At 73.1% G+C, this 14,276-nt stretch carries 13 protein-coding genes; 7 read left to right on the top strand and 6 right to left on the bottom strand.

The genetic code is table 11. The features are described 5' to 3' along the window. The first annotated feature begins 91 nt into the window (after positions 1 to 91). Together HS99_RS18940 and HS99_RS18935 are read left to right on the top strand one after the other, a co-directional pair. Positions 92 to 769 carry a macro domain-containing protein gene (locus tag HS99_RS18940; RefSeq protein ID WP_030283555.1) on the top strand — a complete coding sequence of 226 codons (678 nt, stop codon included), beginning with the start codon at positions 92 to 94 and terminating at the stop codon, positions 767 to 769. Between the two features lie 93 nt (positions 770 to 862). Then, positions 863 to 1,234, top strand: coding sequence for a DUF4180 domain-containing protein (locus tag HS99_RS18935; RefSeq protein ID WP_030283553.1), 372 nt, complete (start codon positions 863 to 865; stop codon positions 1,232 to 1,234). Between the two features lie 98 nt (positions 1,235 to 1,332). On the opposite strand, the gene HS99_RS18930 is transcribed toward HS99_RS18935, so the two are convergent. Further along, entirely contained in the window at positions 1,333 to 1,992 is a 660-nt protein-coding gene (locus HS99_RS18930) for a TetR/AcrR family transcriptional regulator (protein ID WP_046386322.1), read from the bottom strand. A 101-nt stretch (positions 1,993 to 2,093) separates the two neighbouring features. Between HS99_RS18930 and HS99_RS18925 the strand changes: the two genes are divergently transcribed. Together HS99_RS18925 and HS99_RS18920 are read left to right on the top strand one after the other, a co-directional pair. Further along, positions 2,094 to 3,107: a zinc-binding dehydrogenase gene (locus HS99_RS18925; protein WP_030550890.1), complete on the top strand. Its 1,014-nt coding sequence runs from the start codon at positions 2,094 to 2,096 to the stop codon at positions 3,105 to 3,107. Between the two features lie 24 nt (positions 3,108 to 3,131). Further along, on the top strand, positions 3,132 to 3,728 hold the full coding sequence (locus HS99_RS18920) for a DUF1349 domain-containing protein (RefSeq protein WP_030550892.1): 597 nt from the start codon (positions 3,132 to 3,134) through the stop codon (positions 3,726 to 3,728). Between the two features lie 171 nt (positions 3,729 to 3,899). On the opposite strand, the gene HS99_RS18915 is transcribed toward HS99_RS18920, so the two are convergent. Together HS99_RS18915 and HS99_RS18910 are read right to left on the bottom strand one after the other, a co-directional pair. Beyond that, the gene (locus tag HS99_RS18915) at positions 3,900 to 4,613 is read right to left on the bottom strand and encodes a hypothetical protein (protein WP_030550894.1); all 714 of its coding nucleotides are present in this window, start codon (positions 4,611 to 4,613) and stop codon (positions 3,900 to 3,902) included. A gap of 58 nt (positions 4,614 to 4,671) precedes the next feature. Beyond that, positions 4,672 to 5,895 carry an SUKH-4 family immunity protein gene (locus HS99_RS18910; RefSeq protein WP_157846517.1) on the bottom strand — a complete coding sequence of 408 codons (1,224 nt, stop codon included), beginning with the start codon at positions 5,893 to 5,895 and terminating at the stop codon, positions 4,672 to 4,674. 213 nt (positions 5,896 to 6,108) lie between these two features. Here HS99_RS18910 and HS99_RS18905 point away from each other — a divergent pair, with 213 nt between their 5' ends. Next, complete coding sequence (locus HS99_RS18905; protein WP_030550896.1) at positions 6,109 to 8,919, top strand: penicillin acylase family protein; 2,811 nt, start codon at positions 6,109 to 6,111, stop codon at positions 8,917 to 8,919. Between the two features lie 51 nt (positions 8,920 to 8,970). Here the strand turns inward: HS99_RS18905 and HS99_RS18900 are convergent, their stop codons facing one another. Continuing rightward, on the bottom strand, positions 8,971 to 9,273 hold the full coding sequence (locus tag HS99_RS18900) for a hypothetical protein (RefSeq protein WP_141763761.1): 303 nt from the start codon (positions 9,271 to 9,273) through the stop codon (positions 8,971 to 8,973). Positions 9,274 to 9,504: 231 nt separating this feature from the next. On the opposite strand from HS99_RS18900, the gene HS99_RS18895 reads away from it, so the two are divergent. After that, complete coding sequence (locus HS99_RS18895) at positions 9,505 to 10,059, top strand: YceI family protein (RefSeq protein WP_030550898.1); 555 nt, start codon at positions 9,505 to 9,507, stop codon at positions 10,057 to 10,059. Between the two features lie 135 nt (positions 10,060 to 10,194). After that, positions 10,195 to 11,412 (top strand): threonine synthase, encoded by a 1,218-nt coding sequence (locus HS99_RS18890; protein ID WP_030550900.1) that lies wholly within the window; start codon positions 10,195 to 10,197, stop codon positions 11,410 to 11,412. A gap of 133 nt (positions 11,413 to 11,545) precedes the next feature. Here HS99_RS18890 and HS99_RS18885 read toward each other — a convergent pair whose 3' ends face one another. Continuing rightward, entirely contained in the window at positions 11,546 to 12,613 is a 1,068-nt protein-coding gene (locus HS99_RS18885; protein ID WP_223886137.1) for an MDR family NADP-dependent oxidoreductase, read from the bottom strand. Next, positions 12,610 to 14,274 carry a phytoene desaturase family protein gene (locus tag HS99_RS18880; RefSeq protein ID WP_030283529.1) on the bottom strand — a complete coding sequence of 555 codons (1,665 nt, stop codon included), beginning with the start codon at positions 14,272 to 14,274 and terminating at the stop codon, positions 12,610 to 12,612. Before HS99_RS18880 ends, HS99_RS18885 begins: the two co-directional genes overlap by 4 nt. Between the last annotated feature and the right edge of the window lie 2 nt (positions 14,275 to 14,276).

The following is a 14,276-nucleotide window of genomic DNA, read 5'->3' as shown; positions in this document are numbered from 1 at the left end:
GCATTAGCTTCGAGTTCGACGGCGGGACACAGCTCGACGGACAACAGGGCTCGACGAACGACAGGGCTCGACGAACGACAGGAGTGGCAGCATGACGACGGACGGCGCGCAGTCCCCGCTCAGGGTGGTACTGACGGACCTCAACGCGACCGTGGTCGACTCGTGGCGGGCGGCCTTCGCCGACGTCCCCGACATCGAGATCCGGCACGGCTCGATCCTCGCCGAGAACGTCGACGCCTGGGTCAGCCCGACCAACTCCCGCGGCCGGATGGACGGCGGGACGGACGCGGCGATCAAGCGGCACCTGGGGGCGGGCATCCAGCTGAAGGTGCAGCGGGCGATCCGCAGCCGGTACGCGGGCACACTGCCGGTGGGCAGCGCCGTCTGCGTGCCGTCCGGGGCGGTCAACCCGAAGTTCCTGATATCCGCGCCCACGATGGAGACCTCCTCGCAGAACGTGAGCGAGACCCTCAACGTGGCCCTCGCCTGCGCGGCCGCCTTCCAGGCCGTCCACCGGCAGAACCGGCTGGCGCCGGGCAGCATCCGGTCGGTGGCACTGGTCGGCATGGGGGCCCAGACCGGCCGGGTGCCGGCCCGGGTGTGCGCCAACCTGATGTGGACGGGCTACACGCTCTTCAACGACCACCACTTCGAGGACGACGACGAGCTGCGCGCCACCGTCCTGGCCCAGCTGGAGGACCTCGAACAGGCGGCCCCCACCACGCGGGTGCGCATCACGGCGCCGACGGGCCGCGGCCGGAGGCGGTAAATCGTTTCCGAACGGCGTTCCGTCCGGTCTACGTTGGGGCTCGTTCCCGGATGATCACGTCCGGTTCCGTACACCGACCGGCAGGAGAGCGCCATGGCAGACACAGTGCGGGAACTGAGCGGGGTGAAGGTGCTCGTGTGCGACCCCGCCGGGCCCTCGATCACCACCGTGCAGGACGCACTGGATCTCATCGGCGCGACGTACGACGGTGCCGAGTTGGTCGCCGTGCCCGCCGACCGGCTGGACGACACGTTCTTCGTCCTGAGCACCGGGTTCGCCGGCGAGGTGATGCAGAAGTTCGTCAACTACCACGTCCGGCTGGTCGTGCTCGGCGACATCTCCCGTCATCTGGAGGCCAGTTCGGCGCTGCGATCGCTCGTCGTCGAGTCGAACCGGGGCTCCCACATCTGGTTCCTCGCGGACACCGACGCCCTCGCGGCCCGGCTGGAGCCAGCAGCCCCCTGACCTCGCCGCGAAACTTGCTGAGAAACCCGCTGCGAACCGCGCCGCGCCGGACCTCCGGCGCGGCGCGCGGCGTTTCCGGGTACGTCCGGGAGCCGCCCTCAGCCGGCCGGCAGTGCCAGCCGGATCCAGCGCTCCGCCTCCGTCGTGGCCGCTGTCACGTCGAAGGCCCCCGGCGCGGCCGCCGCCTGCACCACCAGCCCCTTGAGCAGCCCCACGAAGGCGAACGCGAAGGCCCGTGCGTCCACCCCGGCCCGCACCTGCCCCTCGGCGAGCCCCTGGCCGACCACCTCAGCTGCCCAGCCCCGCGTCCGCTCGTCCAACTCGGCGACTGCGGCAGTCAGTTCGGAGGCACCGGCGAGCGCCTCGGCGCCCAGCACCACGAAGGCCCGGCCCAGGTCGGTCGGGTTCCGCACGCCCTCCAGGCAGCCCCGGGCGAAGCGGCACAGCTCCTCCGCCGCCCCGGCGCCGCTGCGCTCGGGCGCGGCCGCCGCCATCGCCTCGGCCAGCGCCTCCTCCTGGAGCCGGGCGAGCAGCGCGGCCTTGGAGCCGAAGTAGTGGGTGGCCAGGCCACGGCTGAAGCCCGCCTCCTCCCCCACCCGGGCCAGGGTGACCCCGGTGCTGCCGTGCTCGGCGATCAGCCGGGCGGCGGCGGCGAGCAGCGCGCGCTCGGCATGGGCACGGCGCTCGGCCTGGGTACGGCGGGGCGGCGCGTCCTGCGGGCCGGTTGCGCGGGCAGCCAGGTCATCGTGCGTGGGCATGGCACCATGCTAGGGTCGAACTTGCTTGTTGGCCAACAAGCAAGTGTGGGACGGCGAGGCACTCCCCCGACCCCGCCGCCCCCGGCAGAAGGGACATCCCGATGACCGCCACCATGCTCGCGGGCCGCCTCGACGTCGCCAAGGGCGGTTTCGCAGTCGAGGAGGTGCCCGTCCCGGCGCCCGGCCCGGGTGAGGTGCTGATCAAGGTCGAGGCCGCCGGCGTCTGCCTCTCCGACGTGCACCTGATCGACGGCACGCTCAAGCCCTTCCTCCTCAAGGGCGACAAGGTCACCCTCGGCCACGAGGTGGCGGGCACCGTCCACACCCTCGGCGCGGGCGTGACCGGCGCCACCGTCGGCGACCGGGTCCTGCTCCAGGCCGGCGAGCACCGCAACGGCAGGGTGTTCACCCGCGGCGTGGACTACGACGGCGGCTGGGCCGAGTACGCGCTCGCCACCGCCACCACGCTGGTGCCGATCCCGGACGAGCTCCCCTTCGAGCAGGCCTGCTTCATCCCCGACGCGGTCTCCACCCCCTGGGCCGCCATCACCACCACCGGCGCGGTCCGCCCGGCCGAGGCCGTCGGCGTCTGGGGCGTCGGCGGGCTCGGCGCCCACGGCGTCCAGCTGCTGCGCGCGATCGGCGCCTTCCCGATCGTCGCCGTCGACCCGCTCCCCGCCGCCCGGGAACGCGCCCTCGCCTTCGGCGCCGACACCGCCCTGGACCCGGCCGACCCGCAGTTCACCGAGCATCTGCGCGCGGCCACCGGCGGCCGACCGCTCGCCGCCGCCTTCGACTTCGCCGGCGTCGCCCCGGTGCGCGAGCAGGCCATGGCCACCCTCGGCGAGCGCGGCCGCCTGGTGCTCGTCGGCCTCACCGACAAGCCGCTGACCGTCACCGACGGCACCCGGGTCAGCTACCTGCGTCAGCAGATCCTCGGCCACTACGGCTCCGACGGCCAGGACGTCATCGACCTGGTCAACCTGGTCCACGGCGGCCGCCTGGACTTCGCCCGCTCGGTGAGCGGCACCTACCCGCTGGCCGACGCGGCCCGCGCGGTCGAGGCACTGGAGCGCAAGGAGGGGAACCCGATCCGCCTGGTCCTCAAGCCCTGACCCGCCGACCGAGAGGACATCCGCATGCAGCCGACCCGCGACATCCCCTGGCACGAGGGCAGCTGGCTCAACGAACCGGAGAACGTACGGATCGACGGCACCGACCTCCTGGTCACCGCCCGCGACCGCAGCGATTTCTGGCGCACCACCAGCTACGGCTTCGTCCGCGACGACGGCCACGCGCTGCTCACCGAGTTCCCGCCGGGCAGCGCCACCGAAGTCACCTTCCTCGCGGACTTCACCGCCCTCTACGACCAGGCCGGCCTGCTGATCCGGGTCGACCCCCGGACGTGGATCAAGGCCGGAGTCGAGATGAGCGACGGCCTCCCGCACGTGGGCGCGGTGGTCACCCACGGCGTCTCCGACTGGTCCCTCGCGCCCGTCCCCGACTGGCACGGCCGTCCGGTCACCATCCGCGCCAGTCGCACCGGCGACGCCGTCACCATCCGCGCCCGCTGCGAGGACGGCCCCTGGCGCCTGGTCCGCCTCGCGCCGCTCGCCCCGGACGCCACCGCCACGGCCGGCCCGTTCTGCTGCTCCCCGGAACGCGCCGGCCTCCAGGTCCGCTTCACCCGCCGCTCCCAGGGGCCCGCGGACCCCGCCCTGCACCTGCCCGACTGAGCCGGGCACGGCACCCGGGGGGTCGGCAGCCGAGCACTCGGCCGCCGACCCCCGAGCGTGTACCCGAACTGCCTTCCGCACCACGACCGGCCATCGATCCGGGTCCGGATCGATGGCGATCCAGCAGAGGACACCATCGTCAGGGCCCGCATCACCGCGGGCCGCTGACCGCTACTCCACCGGCGACACGTGCAGCCCCGGGCTCACCGGGTCCGCGGCCGCCACCCCCTTCGACTCCAGGTACAGCCGCGCCCGGAACACCCCGGACAAGCCCGCCGTCACCGTCGTACCGGCCCCCAGGCACAGCGCCGCCGCGGCCATCAGCAGCGCCCCGAGCGCGCGGTCGGTCGCCGTGAGCCCGAGGACGAACAGGACGACGGAAGGCAGGAAGGTCAGCAGGAACGGCAAGGCCAGCCAGGTCGAGCCACGCGTGAACTCCGCACGGTCCCGCCGGTACACCTCTCGCGAGCGCCGCATCGCCTCGCGCACTCGCACCCCGTCGAGCACCAACGCCGGAACCACCAGGTAACTCCCCAGCACCCACGCCATGCCGACCAGCAACACCGCCGCGAGCACCTGTATCAGCCCGATCGGCGCCCACCCGGCGATCGGGCGCGCCCGCCCGGCAACCCGCCCGTAGCTGGCCCTGATCCCGACCGGCCGTCCCCGCAGGGCGTCGGCAGCTGCAACGAGCAACGCGGACGTGCCGAACACGGCAAGGAACGACAGCACCACCAGCCCCGCCACGCCCAGCGCAAGGCTCCCCCCGAGCAGCACCTCCGTCCACACCACCAGCGCGGCGGCCCCGCCCACCACCGCCACCGTGATCCCGGGCAGGAGCAGCAGCTTCTTCCGCCGCCACACCACCCCCACCGACGCCCGCACGGATCCGCTCCCGCTCCCGCTCAACGCCCCACCCCGGTCGTCGTCCCAACCAGCGCTGCTACTCCAGCAGGCTGCCCATGTGCCCGTCGTCGACCCGTATCGGCCAGAAGTGGCTTTCGCTCTCGAACGCCTCCGGGTCGAGAGCCCGCATCACCGCCTCGGCCGCGCCGTCGAGGAGTTCGGACGGCTCGAACACCGACCACGGCCCGGGCGTCCACGGGTGTCCCGCCTCGCGGCGCACGGCCCGCAGGCGCTCGAAGGTCCACAGCACGTAGAGCAGGGCGGACAGGTCGCGGTGCAGGTAGGCGGCCGGCTCTCCGTCGTCCCACAGGTCGGGCAGCTCGACCCGGCCGGTGGCGCCGTCGAGCAGCACCACGAAGTCGTACATCCACCCGCCGACGACCAGGAACCCGCCCTGCTGCGGGCGGGTCGTCAGCTCGCCCTCGTCCTCGTCCCCGGGGTCGAAGTTCTCCGGGTACTGCTGCGCCAGGGTGCGCAGCGGGCCCTCGGCCTCGACGTCGAGCAGGCACCGGTCCGAGACGGGCAGACCGATCTCGCGCAGCAGCCGGCGGGTCGGGGCGTGGCTGACGCTCGCGGGCAGTTCGGCCTCCTCGAACCGCCGGACGCTGCCCTCGCCCTCCAGCGTCGCGAGGTCCTCGACCAGGGCCGCGGAGACCGCGTACGCCGCCCCGCCCGGACCGCCCGCGTCGGCTCCCCAGTCGAGGGCACGGATCGCCAGCGCCGTCTCCCAGTGCGCGGGCCGGTCGTCCGTCCGCCGGAACAGCTCCGGGTCGGCCTCGCGCAGCAGCTGTCGCACCAGCTGCTCGACCTCGGCGACGGCCGCCGGGCCGTACGGCCGCACCTCGCCGTCCGCCAGGCCGTGCTCGCCGCCAGCGGCCGCGCTGACGGCCTCGATCTCCGCCGCCAGCGCGATCAGGCACTGCGGGCTGCTGGCCAGCAAGTCCCGCTGGAGCATGTCGTCATCGTCCGGCCGGGCCAGGAAGACCTCTCCGCTCGCACCGTCCAGCAGCACGGTGACCGGCCCCTCAAAGGCCTCGTACCGTGCTTCCCCCAGCACGTACAGGCCCTCGGTGCCCCGAACGCCCTGCCGCTCGTACCAGGAGCTCGCGGACTGCAGCGGCTCGTCCCCCGAGGCCTCCAGGTCCAGGTACGCGTACGACCAGCACAGCTCCCCGGCCGCGAGCAGTTCCCGGCTCGGCCCGTGCGTGACCCCTTCGGGCACCATCCGAAGCCGCCCGGCCTCCACACCAGTCCCCGTCACCGCACGCCCCCTGCCCCGCCGACCCGCGACGGACGATCTTCCACCGACGCGAGCGACCATAACCGACCGCACTGACAACCGGCCCCGGTCCCCGGGTCCACGAACCGTCAGTTCCCCGCAGTCGTGGCACCGAAATGGCATGCACGCCACTAGCCAACCGTTCAGTAGCCCCCCTACCGTCGACTCCCCGTGGCTTCGACGGAGGAGCTCTCCTTGCGCCCACGCACACGCCCCCACCGCCTCAGGTCCGCCGCCGTCGCCCTCGCGTCGGCCCTGTTCGTCACCGCCGCCCTGACCGCACCGGCCACCGCCGGCGCCACCCCCTCCCCCACCGCGGCAGCCGCCCCCGACTACTGCGGCGGCCGCTGCACCGACATCCTGCCGCCCGGCGAGAACGGCAACGCCACGCTCGCCGAGATCCTGCTGAACCGGATGTTCGGCAGCCGCCCCGCGCACACCGACGACCAGCTCGGGCCGTACGCCGCCCTCGCCTCCGGGTACCCGGGGCTCACCGAGGCCGGGTTACGGAGCTTCTTCAACGACGCGTCCTTCGGGGTGCCCGCCGACCAGGTGGCCAGCACCGCCAGCCCGCGCCCGGACGTGACGATCGTGCGCGACAAGGCCACCGGCGTGCCGCACATCACCGGTACCACCCGGTACGGGACCGAGTTCGGCGCCGGCTACGCCGCCGCGCAGGACCGGCTCTGGGTGATGGACCTGTTCCGGCACGTCGGCCGCGGCGAGCTGTCCGGCTTCGCCGGCGGCGCGGCCGCCAACCGGCAGCTGGAGCAGAGCTTCTGGCAGGCCGCGCCGTACACCGAGGCCGAGTTGCAGCAGCAGATCGACGCGCTCGCCGCCCGCGGCGGCCGGGCCACCCAGGCGCTCGCCGACGCCAACGCCTACCTGGACGGCATCAACCGGTACGTCACCGAGGCGTACAACGGCCGCACCTTCCCCGGCGAGTACGACCTGACCGGGCACATCGACCCGATCACCAACGCCGGTTCGATCGCACCCTTCAAGCTGACCGACCTGGTCGCCCTGGCCTCGGTGGTGGGTGCGCTGTTCGGCTCCGGCGGCGGCGGTGAACTCGCCTCCGCCCAGGTCAGGTCGGCCGCCGAGGCCCGCTACGGCAAGGACGCCGGGGACGCGGTGTGGCGCTCCCTGCGCGAGGCCGACGACCCGGAGGCCGTGCGGACCCTGCACGACGGGCAGAGCTTCCCGTACGCGACGGTGCCCGACGACCCTCGGGGCCAGGCGCTGCCCGACCCGGGCTCGGTGGTCCCCGAGCGGATGATCTACGACGCCACCGGCTCGGCCAACACCGCGACCACGAAGGCGAACGGCGTCCTGCCCGGCAACCTGCTCACCGCCAAGCACGGCATGTCCAACGCCCTGCTGGTCTCCGGCGCGCACACCGACGACGGCCACCCCGTCGCCGTGTTCGGCCCTCAAACCGGCTACTTCGCACCGCAGTTGCTGATGCTTGAGGAGCTCCAGGGCCCGGGGATCAGCGCCCGCGGCGCGGCCTTCGCGGGCCTCAGCTTCTACGTGCAGCTCGGCCGCGGCCAGGACTACGCCTGGAGCGCCACCTCGGCCGGGCAGGACATCACCGACACCTACGCCGTCCCGCTCTGCACCACCGACGGCTCACCGGTCACCACCGCCGCCAACTCCTACCTCTGGCACGGCAGCTGCGTACCGTTCGACCGGCTGGAGCGCAAGGACGCCTGGAGCCCGACCACCGCCGACTCCACCCCGGCCGGCTCGTACACCCTGGTGATGTACCGCTCCGACTACGGCCTGGTGACGGCCCGTGGCACAGTCGGCGGCGCCCCGGTCGCCTTCACCTCGCTGCGCTCCACCTACCGGCACGAGGCCGACTCCATCATCGGCTTCCAGGAGCTGAACGACCCCGGCGCGGTGCACGACGCGCCGAGCTTCCAGCAGGCGGCGCAGGACATCAACTACACCTTCAACTGGTTCTACGCCGACTCCCGCGACATCGCCTACTACAACTCCGGCAGCAATCCGGTCCGCGCCCCCGGCGTCGACCCCGGCCTCCCCGTACTCGCCCAACCGGTTTACGAGTGGGCGGACTTCGACCCGGCCACCAACACCGCCCGGTACACCCCGCCCGCCGAGCACCCGCAGTCCGTCAACCAGGACTACTACGTCTCCTGGAACAACAAGCAGGCCGACGGCTACACCGCCGCGGGCTTCGGCAACGGCTCGGTGCACCGCGCCAACCTGCTCGACGACCGCGTCAGGGCGCTGCTGCAGGGCGGCGGCAAGGCCAGCAGGGTCTCACTCACCCAGGCCATGGAGAGCGCCGCACTGGCCGACCTGCGGGCCGAGGACGTGCTGCCCGACCTGATCCGGGTGCTGCGCAGCGCACCGGTCACCGACCCGGCGGCCGCCACCGCCCTCCAGCAGCTGGAGGCCTGGCTCGCCGACGGCGCCCAGCGGAAGGAGACCTCACCCGGCAGCCACGGCTACGCGGACGCCACCGCGATCCGGGTGCTGGACGCCTGGTGGCCGCTGCTCGCCGACGGCGTGATGCGGCCCGGGCTCGGCGACCAGCTGTTCACCGCCCTGACCGGCGCGCTGCAGATCAACGAGTCGCCCTCCGGCGGGCAGACGGGAGCCTCCGCGGGCGGCCCGGTCAGCGCCAACGAGTCGATCCCGCACAAGGGTTCGGCCTTCCAGTACGGCTGGTGGAGCTACCTGGACAAGGACCTGCGGTCCGTCCTGGGCGATCCGGTCGCCGGACCGCTGGCCCGCCCCTTCTGCGGCGGAGGCGACCTCACGGCCTGCCGGAACGTCCTGCTCACCACCCTGAGCCAGGCCGCCGCCCGGACCCCCGCCCAGGTCTACCCGGGCGACGCGGACTGCGCGGTGGGCGACCAGTGGTGCGCCGACACCGTCATCCAGCGCCCGCTGGGCGGGGTGACGGATGGCAGGACCACCTGGCAGAACCGCCCGACCTACCAGCAGGTGGTGCAGTTCTCCGCCCACCGCTGAGCAGCGAAGCGGTCGCCGGCGCCCCTGGCGGCGCCGGCGACCGCGGCCCGCTCAGCCCAGCCGCCTGGCGACCTTCTGTTCGGCCTCCCGCAGGTAGCGGGCCTGGTCCCCGAGCCGGCTGCCCGCGCCCTTGTAGAAGTGCGGGCTCTCGATCGTGGTCATCCGGTCCGAGAGGGCCGTCGCCAGTTCGGCCGTGACCTCCACCAGATCGGCGAGCGCGCCCAGCATCACCCGCTCCTCCGCGGGCGGGACCCTGGCGCGCCACCCTTCCTTCGACGTGGGCAGCGCGTTCTCCCGCAGCTGCCGCCGAGCCTCCTCGACCGCGTCGACCATCGCCCTTGTCCCGCTGTCCATCGCGCCTCCAGTCCCGTCCGACGATCCGGAACGACAGTCCCGTCCGACACCGACCGATCCGGTCCGCCCCCCGGTGTTTCGACCAGCTTTCCCACCCGGCCGCCCTCGCCACACCCGGCGGACGGCGCAGTCCGACGAGCCCCGGCCCGAAACCCCTCCTAGCGTGGGGCCGGGGACCGCCCGGACGCGCCCGGGCGGAGCCCGATACCCCGATCAGGAGGAACCCCGACCATGACCGCCGACCTCTCCGACCTCACCGGGGACTACGTCCTCGACCCCGCCCACACCCGGATCGGCTTCGTGGCCCGGCACGCCATGGTGACCAAGGTCCGCGGCGCGTTCACCGAGTTCGAGGGCGCCGCCCACCTGGACGGCAGCGATCCCAGTCGCTGCTCCGCCCGGGTCACGATCCAGGCCGGGAGCATCGACACCGGCGTCGCCCAGCGCGACCAGCACCTGCGCACCAACGACTTCCTGGACGTCCCCGACTTCCCGACCATCACCTTCGCCGTCACGGCGGTCGAGCCGCGCGGGGACGGCGAGTACCGGGTCACCGGAGACCTCACCATCAAGGGGACCACCCGCCCGGTCTCCATCGACTTCGAGTACACCGGCAACGCCGTCGACCCCATGGGCAACCTGCGCGTCGGGCTGGAGGGCTCGGTCACGATCAACCGCAAGGACTTCGGGGTGACCTGGAACGCGGCGCTGGAGGGCGGCGGCGTCCTGGTCGGCGAGAAGGTCGTCCTGGAGTTCGACATCTCCGCCGTCCGCCAGAACGAGTAGGCCTCGGGAACCGGCAGCCCGCCGGAACGAGTGGGCCGCCGGCACCGGGGGCACCGGCGGCCCTTCCACGACCCAGCCGGAACCGATGATTCGAAAACCCGCCTGTAGCACCTGAAACCCCCTTAGGCTGCTTACATGGCAACAGACGACTCCCTCGCGACCGGACAGCGCTCGCTCGGCGACCCCGCCCTCGACTACCCCCTCTGGCCCCCGTTGACCTCGGGCTGCCCGCGCACCAGCACGGAGGACGTCTCCTACCCCGTCGAGGTCGACTACGCCTACGACAAGGCCGACCCGGCCGACCTGTTCGCCCCCGTACGGGCCCGCGGCGGCCTGGAGCGCTGGGCGCCGCTGCTACCGCCGCTGCTGGCGCCCGGTCTCGGCGAGGGGGCGACCCCGCTGGTCGAGCTCGAGCCGGGCGTGTACGTCAAGGACGAGTCCCGCAACCCCACGTGGAGCCACAAGGACCGGCTGAACCGCTGCACCACCAGCGCCGCCGTCGGCGCCGGGGCGCCCGGCATCGCGGTGGCGTCCTCCGGCAACCACGGCGCCTCGGCGGCCGCCTACGCCGCCCGCGCCGGGCTGCCCTGCGTGGTGTTCACCGGCCCGGACGCCCCGCCCGCCGTGGACGCCTTCCTCAACGCCTACGGCGCCGTCGTCCTGCCCGTGCCGTGGGAGGCCCGCTGGCCACTGCTCCGCCAGGTGGTGGAGCGGCTCGGACTGCACCCGGTCAGCAACCTGACCACCACCCACACCGGACACGCCTACGGCCCCGAGGGCTACAAGACGGTGGCGTACGAGATCTTCCAGGACGTCGGCGTGCCGAGCGCGGTGTTCGTCCCGACCGGGTACGGGGAGCTGCTCTTCGGCGTCTGGAAGGGCTTCGAGGAGCTGCGCCGGCTGGGCCTGGCCGACCGGGTGCCGCGGGTGTTCGCCTGCGAGTCCGCGGCCTCCGGCGCGCTGCACCGGGCGCTCGCCGAGGGCGCGCCGGCCGCGCACGTGACGGTCGGCGCGAGCGAGGCGTACTCGATCGCCTCGCCGGTGAGCGGCTACCGGGGCGTGCTGGCGGTGCGCGGGAGCGGCGGCCGGACGCTGACCGTGGACGACCGTCAACTCGCCGAGGCCCAGGGCGAGCTGGCCCTCGCCGGGCTGTGGGCCGAACTGTCCGCGGCGGCCGGTCTGGCCGGGCTGCGCAGCCTCGGAGCGCAGGCCCCGGACGACGGCCCGGTGGTGTGCGTCTCCACCTCGAGCGGCTTCAAGGACAAGGGCATGGGCTCCCACCGGACCACCCCCGCCGTCCCCACCTGGGAGGAGGTCGAGCGCCGGCTGCGCGCGGCCGGGATCACCGGCTGACCGAGGACGGGGCACGGGGGAGGGCCGGGGAACCGGGTCCGGCAGCCTGCTGTTCGTCGCACCGTTCGCTGACGCGAAGCACCGGAACACTGGGACACCGTCACTTCGCGCCGCCGCTCGGCCGCTCCGCCGCTCACAGCTCCACGAGCACCTTCCCCCGGCTCGCCGACCGGTCGGCGTACAGGCTGCGGTAGGCCGCCGGGATGCTGTCGAACCCCCGGTGGACGGTCTGCCGGTAGCGCAGGTCCCCGCTGCGCACCAGGGCGCCGAGGTCCCTCCGCAGCGCGGACCAGTTCTCCTCGGTGAACCACTCCAGCGCGAAGATGCCGCGGATCAGGGTGCGCGGGAACATGATCATCGGCAGCAACCGGGGGCCCGCCCACTCGCCGCCCACCTGGCTCCCCCACTGCCAGCACACCGCCACCCGGCTGTCCACCGCGAGCATCCCGAAGACCGCGTCGGTGAGCGTGCCGCCCAGGCTGTCGAAGTAGCGGTCGACCCCGTCCGGGGCGAGGTCGGCCAGCTCCTTCGCCAGCCGCTCCGGGTCGTCGCCGTCGCGGTAGTTCAGCACCGCGTCGAAGCCCAGCTCCTCCAGCCACCCGGCCTTCGCCGGGGTCGCCGTGGTGCCGATCACCCTGGCACCCCGGTGCTTGGCGAGCTGGCCGACCACCGAGCCGACCGCCCCGCTGGCCCCGCTGACCAGCACCGTCTGGCCGGGCCGGACGTCCAGGAACTTCTCCACCGTCCCCCAGGCCGTCATCCCCGGGCCGCCCAGCAGGCCGAGCGCGGTCGTGACCGGCATCGCCTCGTCGTAGTCCGCGCGGTCCAGCCGCCGGTAGGCCGGGAAGACCATCGGGAAGGTGCCGGTCTGCCAGAGCCGGGACCCGCCGTTGCCGATCACGTGGCTGCGCCAGCCCCCGAAGCCCTGCACCAGGTCGCCGACGGCAAAACGCGCGGCGGGCCCGGCCTGCACCACCTCCATGATCGAGTCCGCGCCCATGTGGTCGCCGACCGGGGTGTCCAGCGCGATCCCCTGGAGGTACGGGTCCACCGACACCCACCGGGTGCGCAGCAGCATCTCGTCCTCGGCGAGCCGGACGGGCACCTGCTCCACGACCTTCCGGTACATCCGGTCCACGTCCGGAACGCCGTCCACGTGCTCCCGGACGACCCACTTCTCGATCCGTACCACATCACTCACGAGGTGACTCCAAACTGCCGGTCGTCGGGGCCGACCGGTTCGGTGATCAGGGTGGGGGGCGGGGCGAAGTCGTCGACCTCGGCGGTGAACGGCCGGCCGTCGTCGCGGCAGACGAACTGGACGACGTGCCGGCCGGCGGCGGCCGCGCGGATCAGTCCGCCGGTGGTCGCCCAGACGCCGGAGAGGTAGAAGTTGGCCAGGCCCGGCAGCCCCGGGCCGTTGCGCCTGATCTCCTCCTCCAGGGTCTCCCCGCCCTCCACGAAGGGCTGCCAACCGAGCACCGTGCCGTCGTAGTTGCCGGTGTAGCGCACCTGGGTGAGCGGGGTGGAGACGTCCCGGACGGCCACCGCCTCCCGCAGCCCGGGGTGGTGGCCGTCCAGGAACCCGATCACGGCGTCGCGCACCCGGCGCTTCTCCCGCTGGTACTCCCGGCCCCGGCCGACCGGCAGGGTGTGCAGTTCCTCTCCACGTCGCAGCCGGGGCGCCTGCTCGGGGCCGGTGCTCAGCTGCCGCCAGGGTGCGATGTCGCAGAAGTAACTGACGTAGACGACGGTGGTCGCGGCCGGGCTCAGCTCCGGGTAGTGGCGGCTGCGGAACTGGACGTTGATGCTGGGGTGGCGAATGCCGGTGAGCCGCGCCGCGAACTCCTCCTCCAGCAGGTAGGTGGTGCACGGGTCGCCCGCCGGGAACGGGCGGCGCAGGCCGAGGAAGACCGTCAGGTAGCCGGGGAAGACCATGCCCGGCTCGGTCAGCGTCCTGGTGTACAGCCGGCGGTAGGTGTCGTTCAGGTAGCGGCCCTTGAGCAGGTCCATCATCGTGGTGCGGCCGTCGCAGGCGGCCACCACGATGTCGGCGCGCACCTCCCGCCCGTCGCTCAGCCGCACCCCGACGGCGGTGTCCCGTTCCACCAGGATCTCGGTCACCTTGGCGTTGTAGGTGATCTCCCCGCCGAGCCGCCGGTAGCGCTGCTCGATCGAGCGGGCCAGGCCGAGCGAGCCGCCCTCCGGAACCCCGGCCGACTGCCCCGCGTGCGAGGCGAGTTGGAAGTACGTGGGCAGCACCGGGAAGTTGGGGTGCTTCTCGTACAGCACGAAGTTGAACGCCTCGCGCAGCAGCGGGCTGCGGAACCGCGCCGAGTAGTCGCTCATCAGCACCGAGATCGAGCGCCGGATCACGTTGAAGTACGGCAGGAAGGAGGCGAGCATCCGCCAGCGCTCCCAGCGGCCCATCAGTCCGACCGGCCTGAGGAACGGGTAACGCGCCAGCGCCAGGCGGAACTTGCGCAGGCCGTCGCAGAACTGACGGATCTGCCGGGCGTCCTCGGGGGCGAGGTCCAGCAGGTGGGCCTCCAGCCGGTCCGGGTCGGAGTAGAAGTAGACCGCCCGGCCGTCCCGGGTGCGCACCACGTTGAAGACGTCGAAGTTGCGCATCCGCTTGCCCTGCAGCGCGCCGAGTTCGAGCCAGATCCGGTGCATCTCGTTGCCGGGCCCGCTGCCCAGCAGCCAGCTGACGCAGCAGTCGAAGGTGAACTCGCCGCGGTCCCAGGCGGTGCAGCAACCGCCGGGCAGCTCGTGCATCTCCAGGATCCGGGTGCGGTAGCCGTTCATCTGCGCGTAGCAGCCGGTGGACAGGCCGCCGAGCCCGCCGCCGATGACGACCATGC

It is taken from the genome of Kitasatospora aureofaciens (genome assembly GCF_001188955.3).
GTDB lineage: Bacteria > Actinomycetota > Actinomycetes > Streptomycetales > Streptomycetaceae > Kitasatospora > Kitasatospora aureofaciens.
The sequence above is the reverse complement of the archived record's forward strand: the minus strand, read 5'-3'. Positions and strand labels throughout refer to the sequence as shown.

Excerpts from the sequence above, each read along its gene's own strand:
- HS99_RS18895 (WP_030550898.1), top strand. The coding sequence starts at position 9,505 with ATGACCGCCGACCTCTCCGACCTCACCGGGGACTACGTCCTCGACCCC.
- HS99_RS18940 (WP_030283555.1), top strand. The coding sequence starts at position 92 with ATGACGACGGACGGCGCGCAGTCCCCGCTCAGGGTGGTACTGACGGAC.
- HS99_RS18920 (WP_030550892.1), top strand. The coding sequence starts at position 3,132 with ATGCAGCCGACCCGCGACATCCCCTGGCACGAGGGCAGCTGGCTCAAC.
- HS99_RS18890 (WP_030550900.1), top strand. The coding sequence starts at position 10,195 with ATGGCAACAGACGACTCCCTCGCGACCGGACAGCGCTCGCTCGGCGAC.
- HS99_RS18880 (WP_030283529.1), bottom strand. The coding sequence starts at position 14,274 with ATGGTCGTCATCGGCGGCGGGCTCGGCGGCCTGTCCACCGGCTGCTAC.
- HS99_RS18925 (WP_030550890.1), top strand. The coding sequence starts at position 2,094 with ATGACCGCCACCATGCTCGCGGGCCGCCTCGACGTCGCCAAGGGCGGT.
- HS99_RS18900 (WP_141763761.1), bottom strand. The coding sequence starts at position 9,273 with ATGGACAGCGGGACAAGGGCGATGGTCGACGCGGTCGAGGAGGCTCGG.
- HS99_RS18930 (WP_046386322.1), bottom strand. The coding sequence starts at position 1,992 with ATGCCCACGCACGATGACCTGGCTGCCCGCGCAACCGGCCCGCAGGAC.
- HS99_RS18935 (WP_030283553.1), top strand. The coding sequence starts at position 863 with ATGGCAGACACAGTGCGGGAACTGAGCGGGGTGAAGGTGCTCGTGTGC.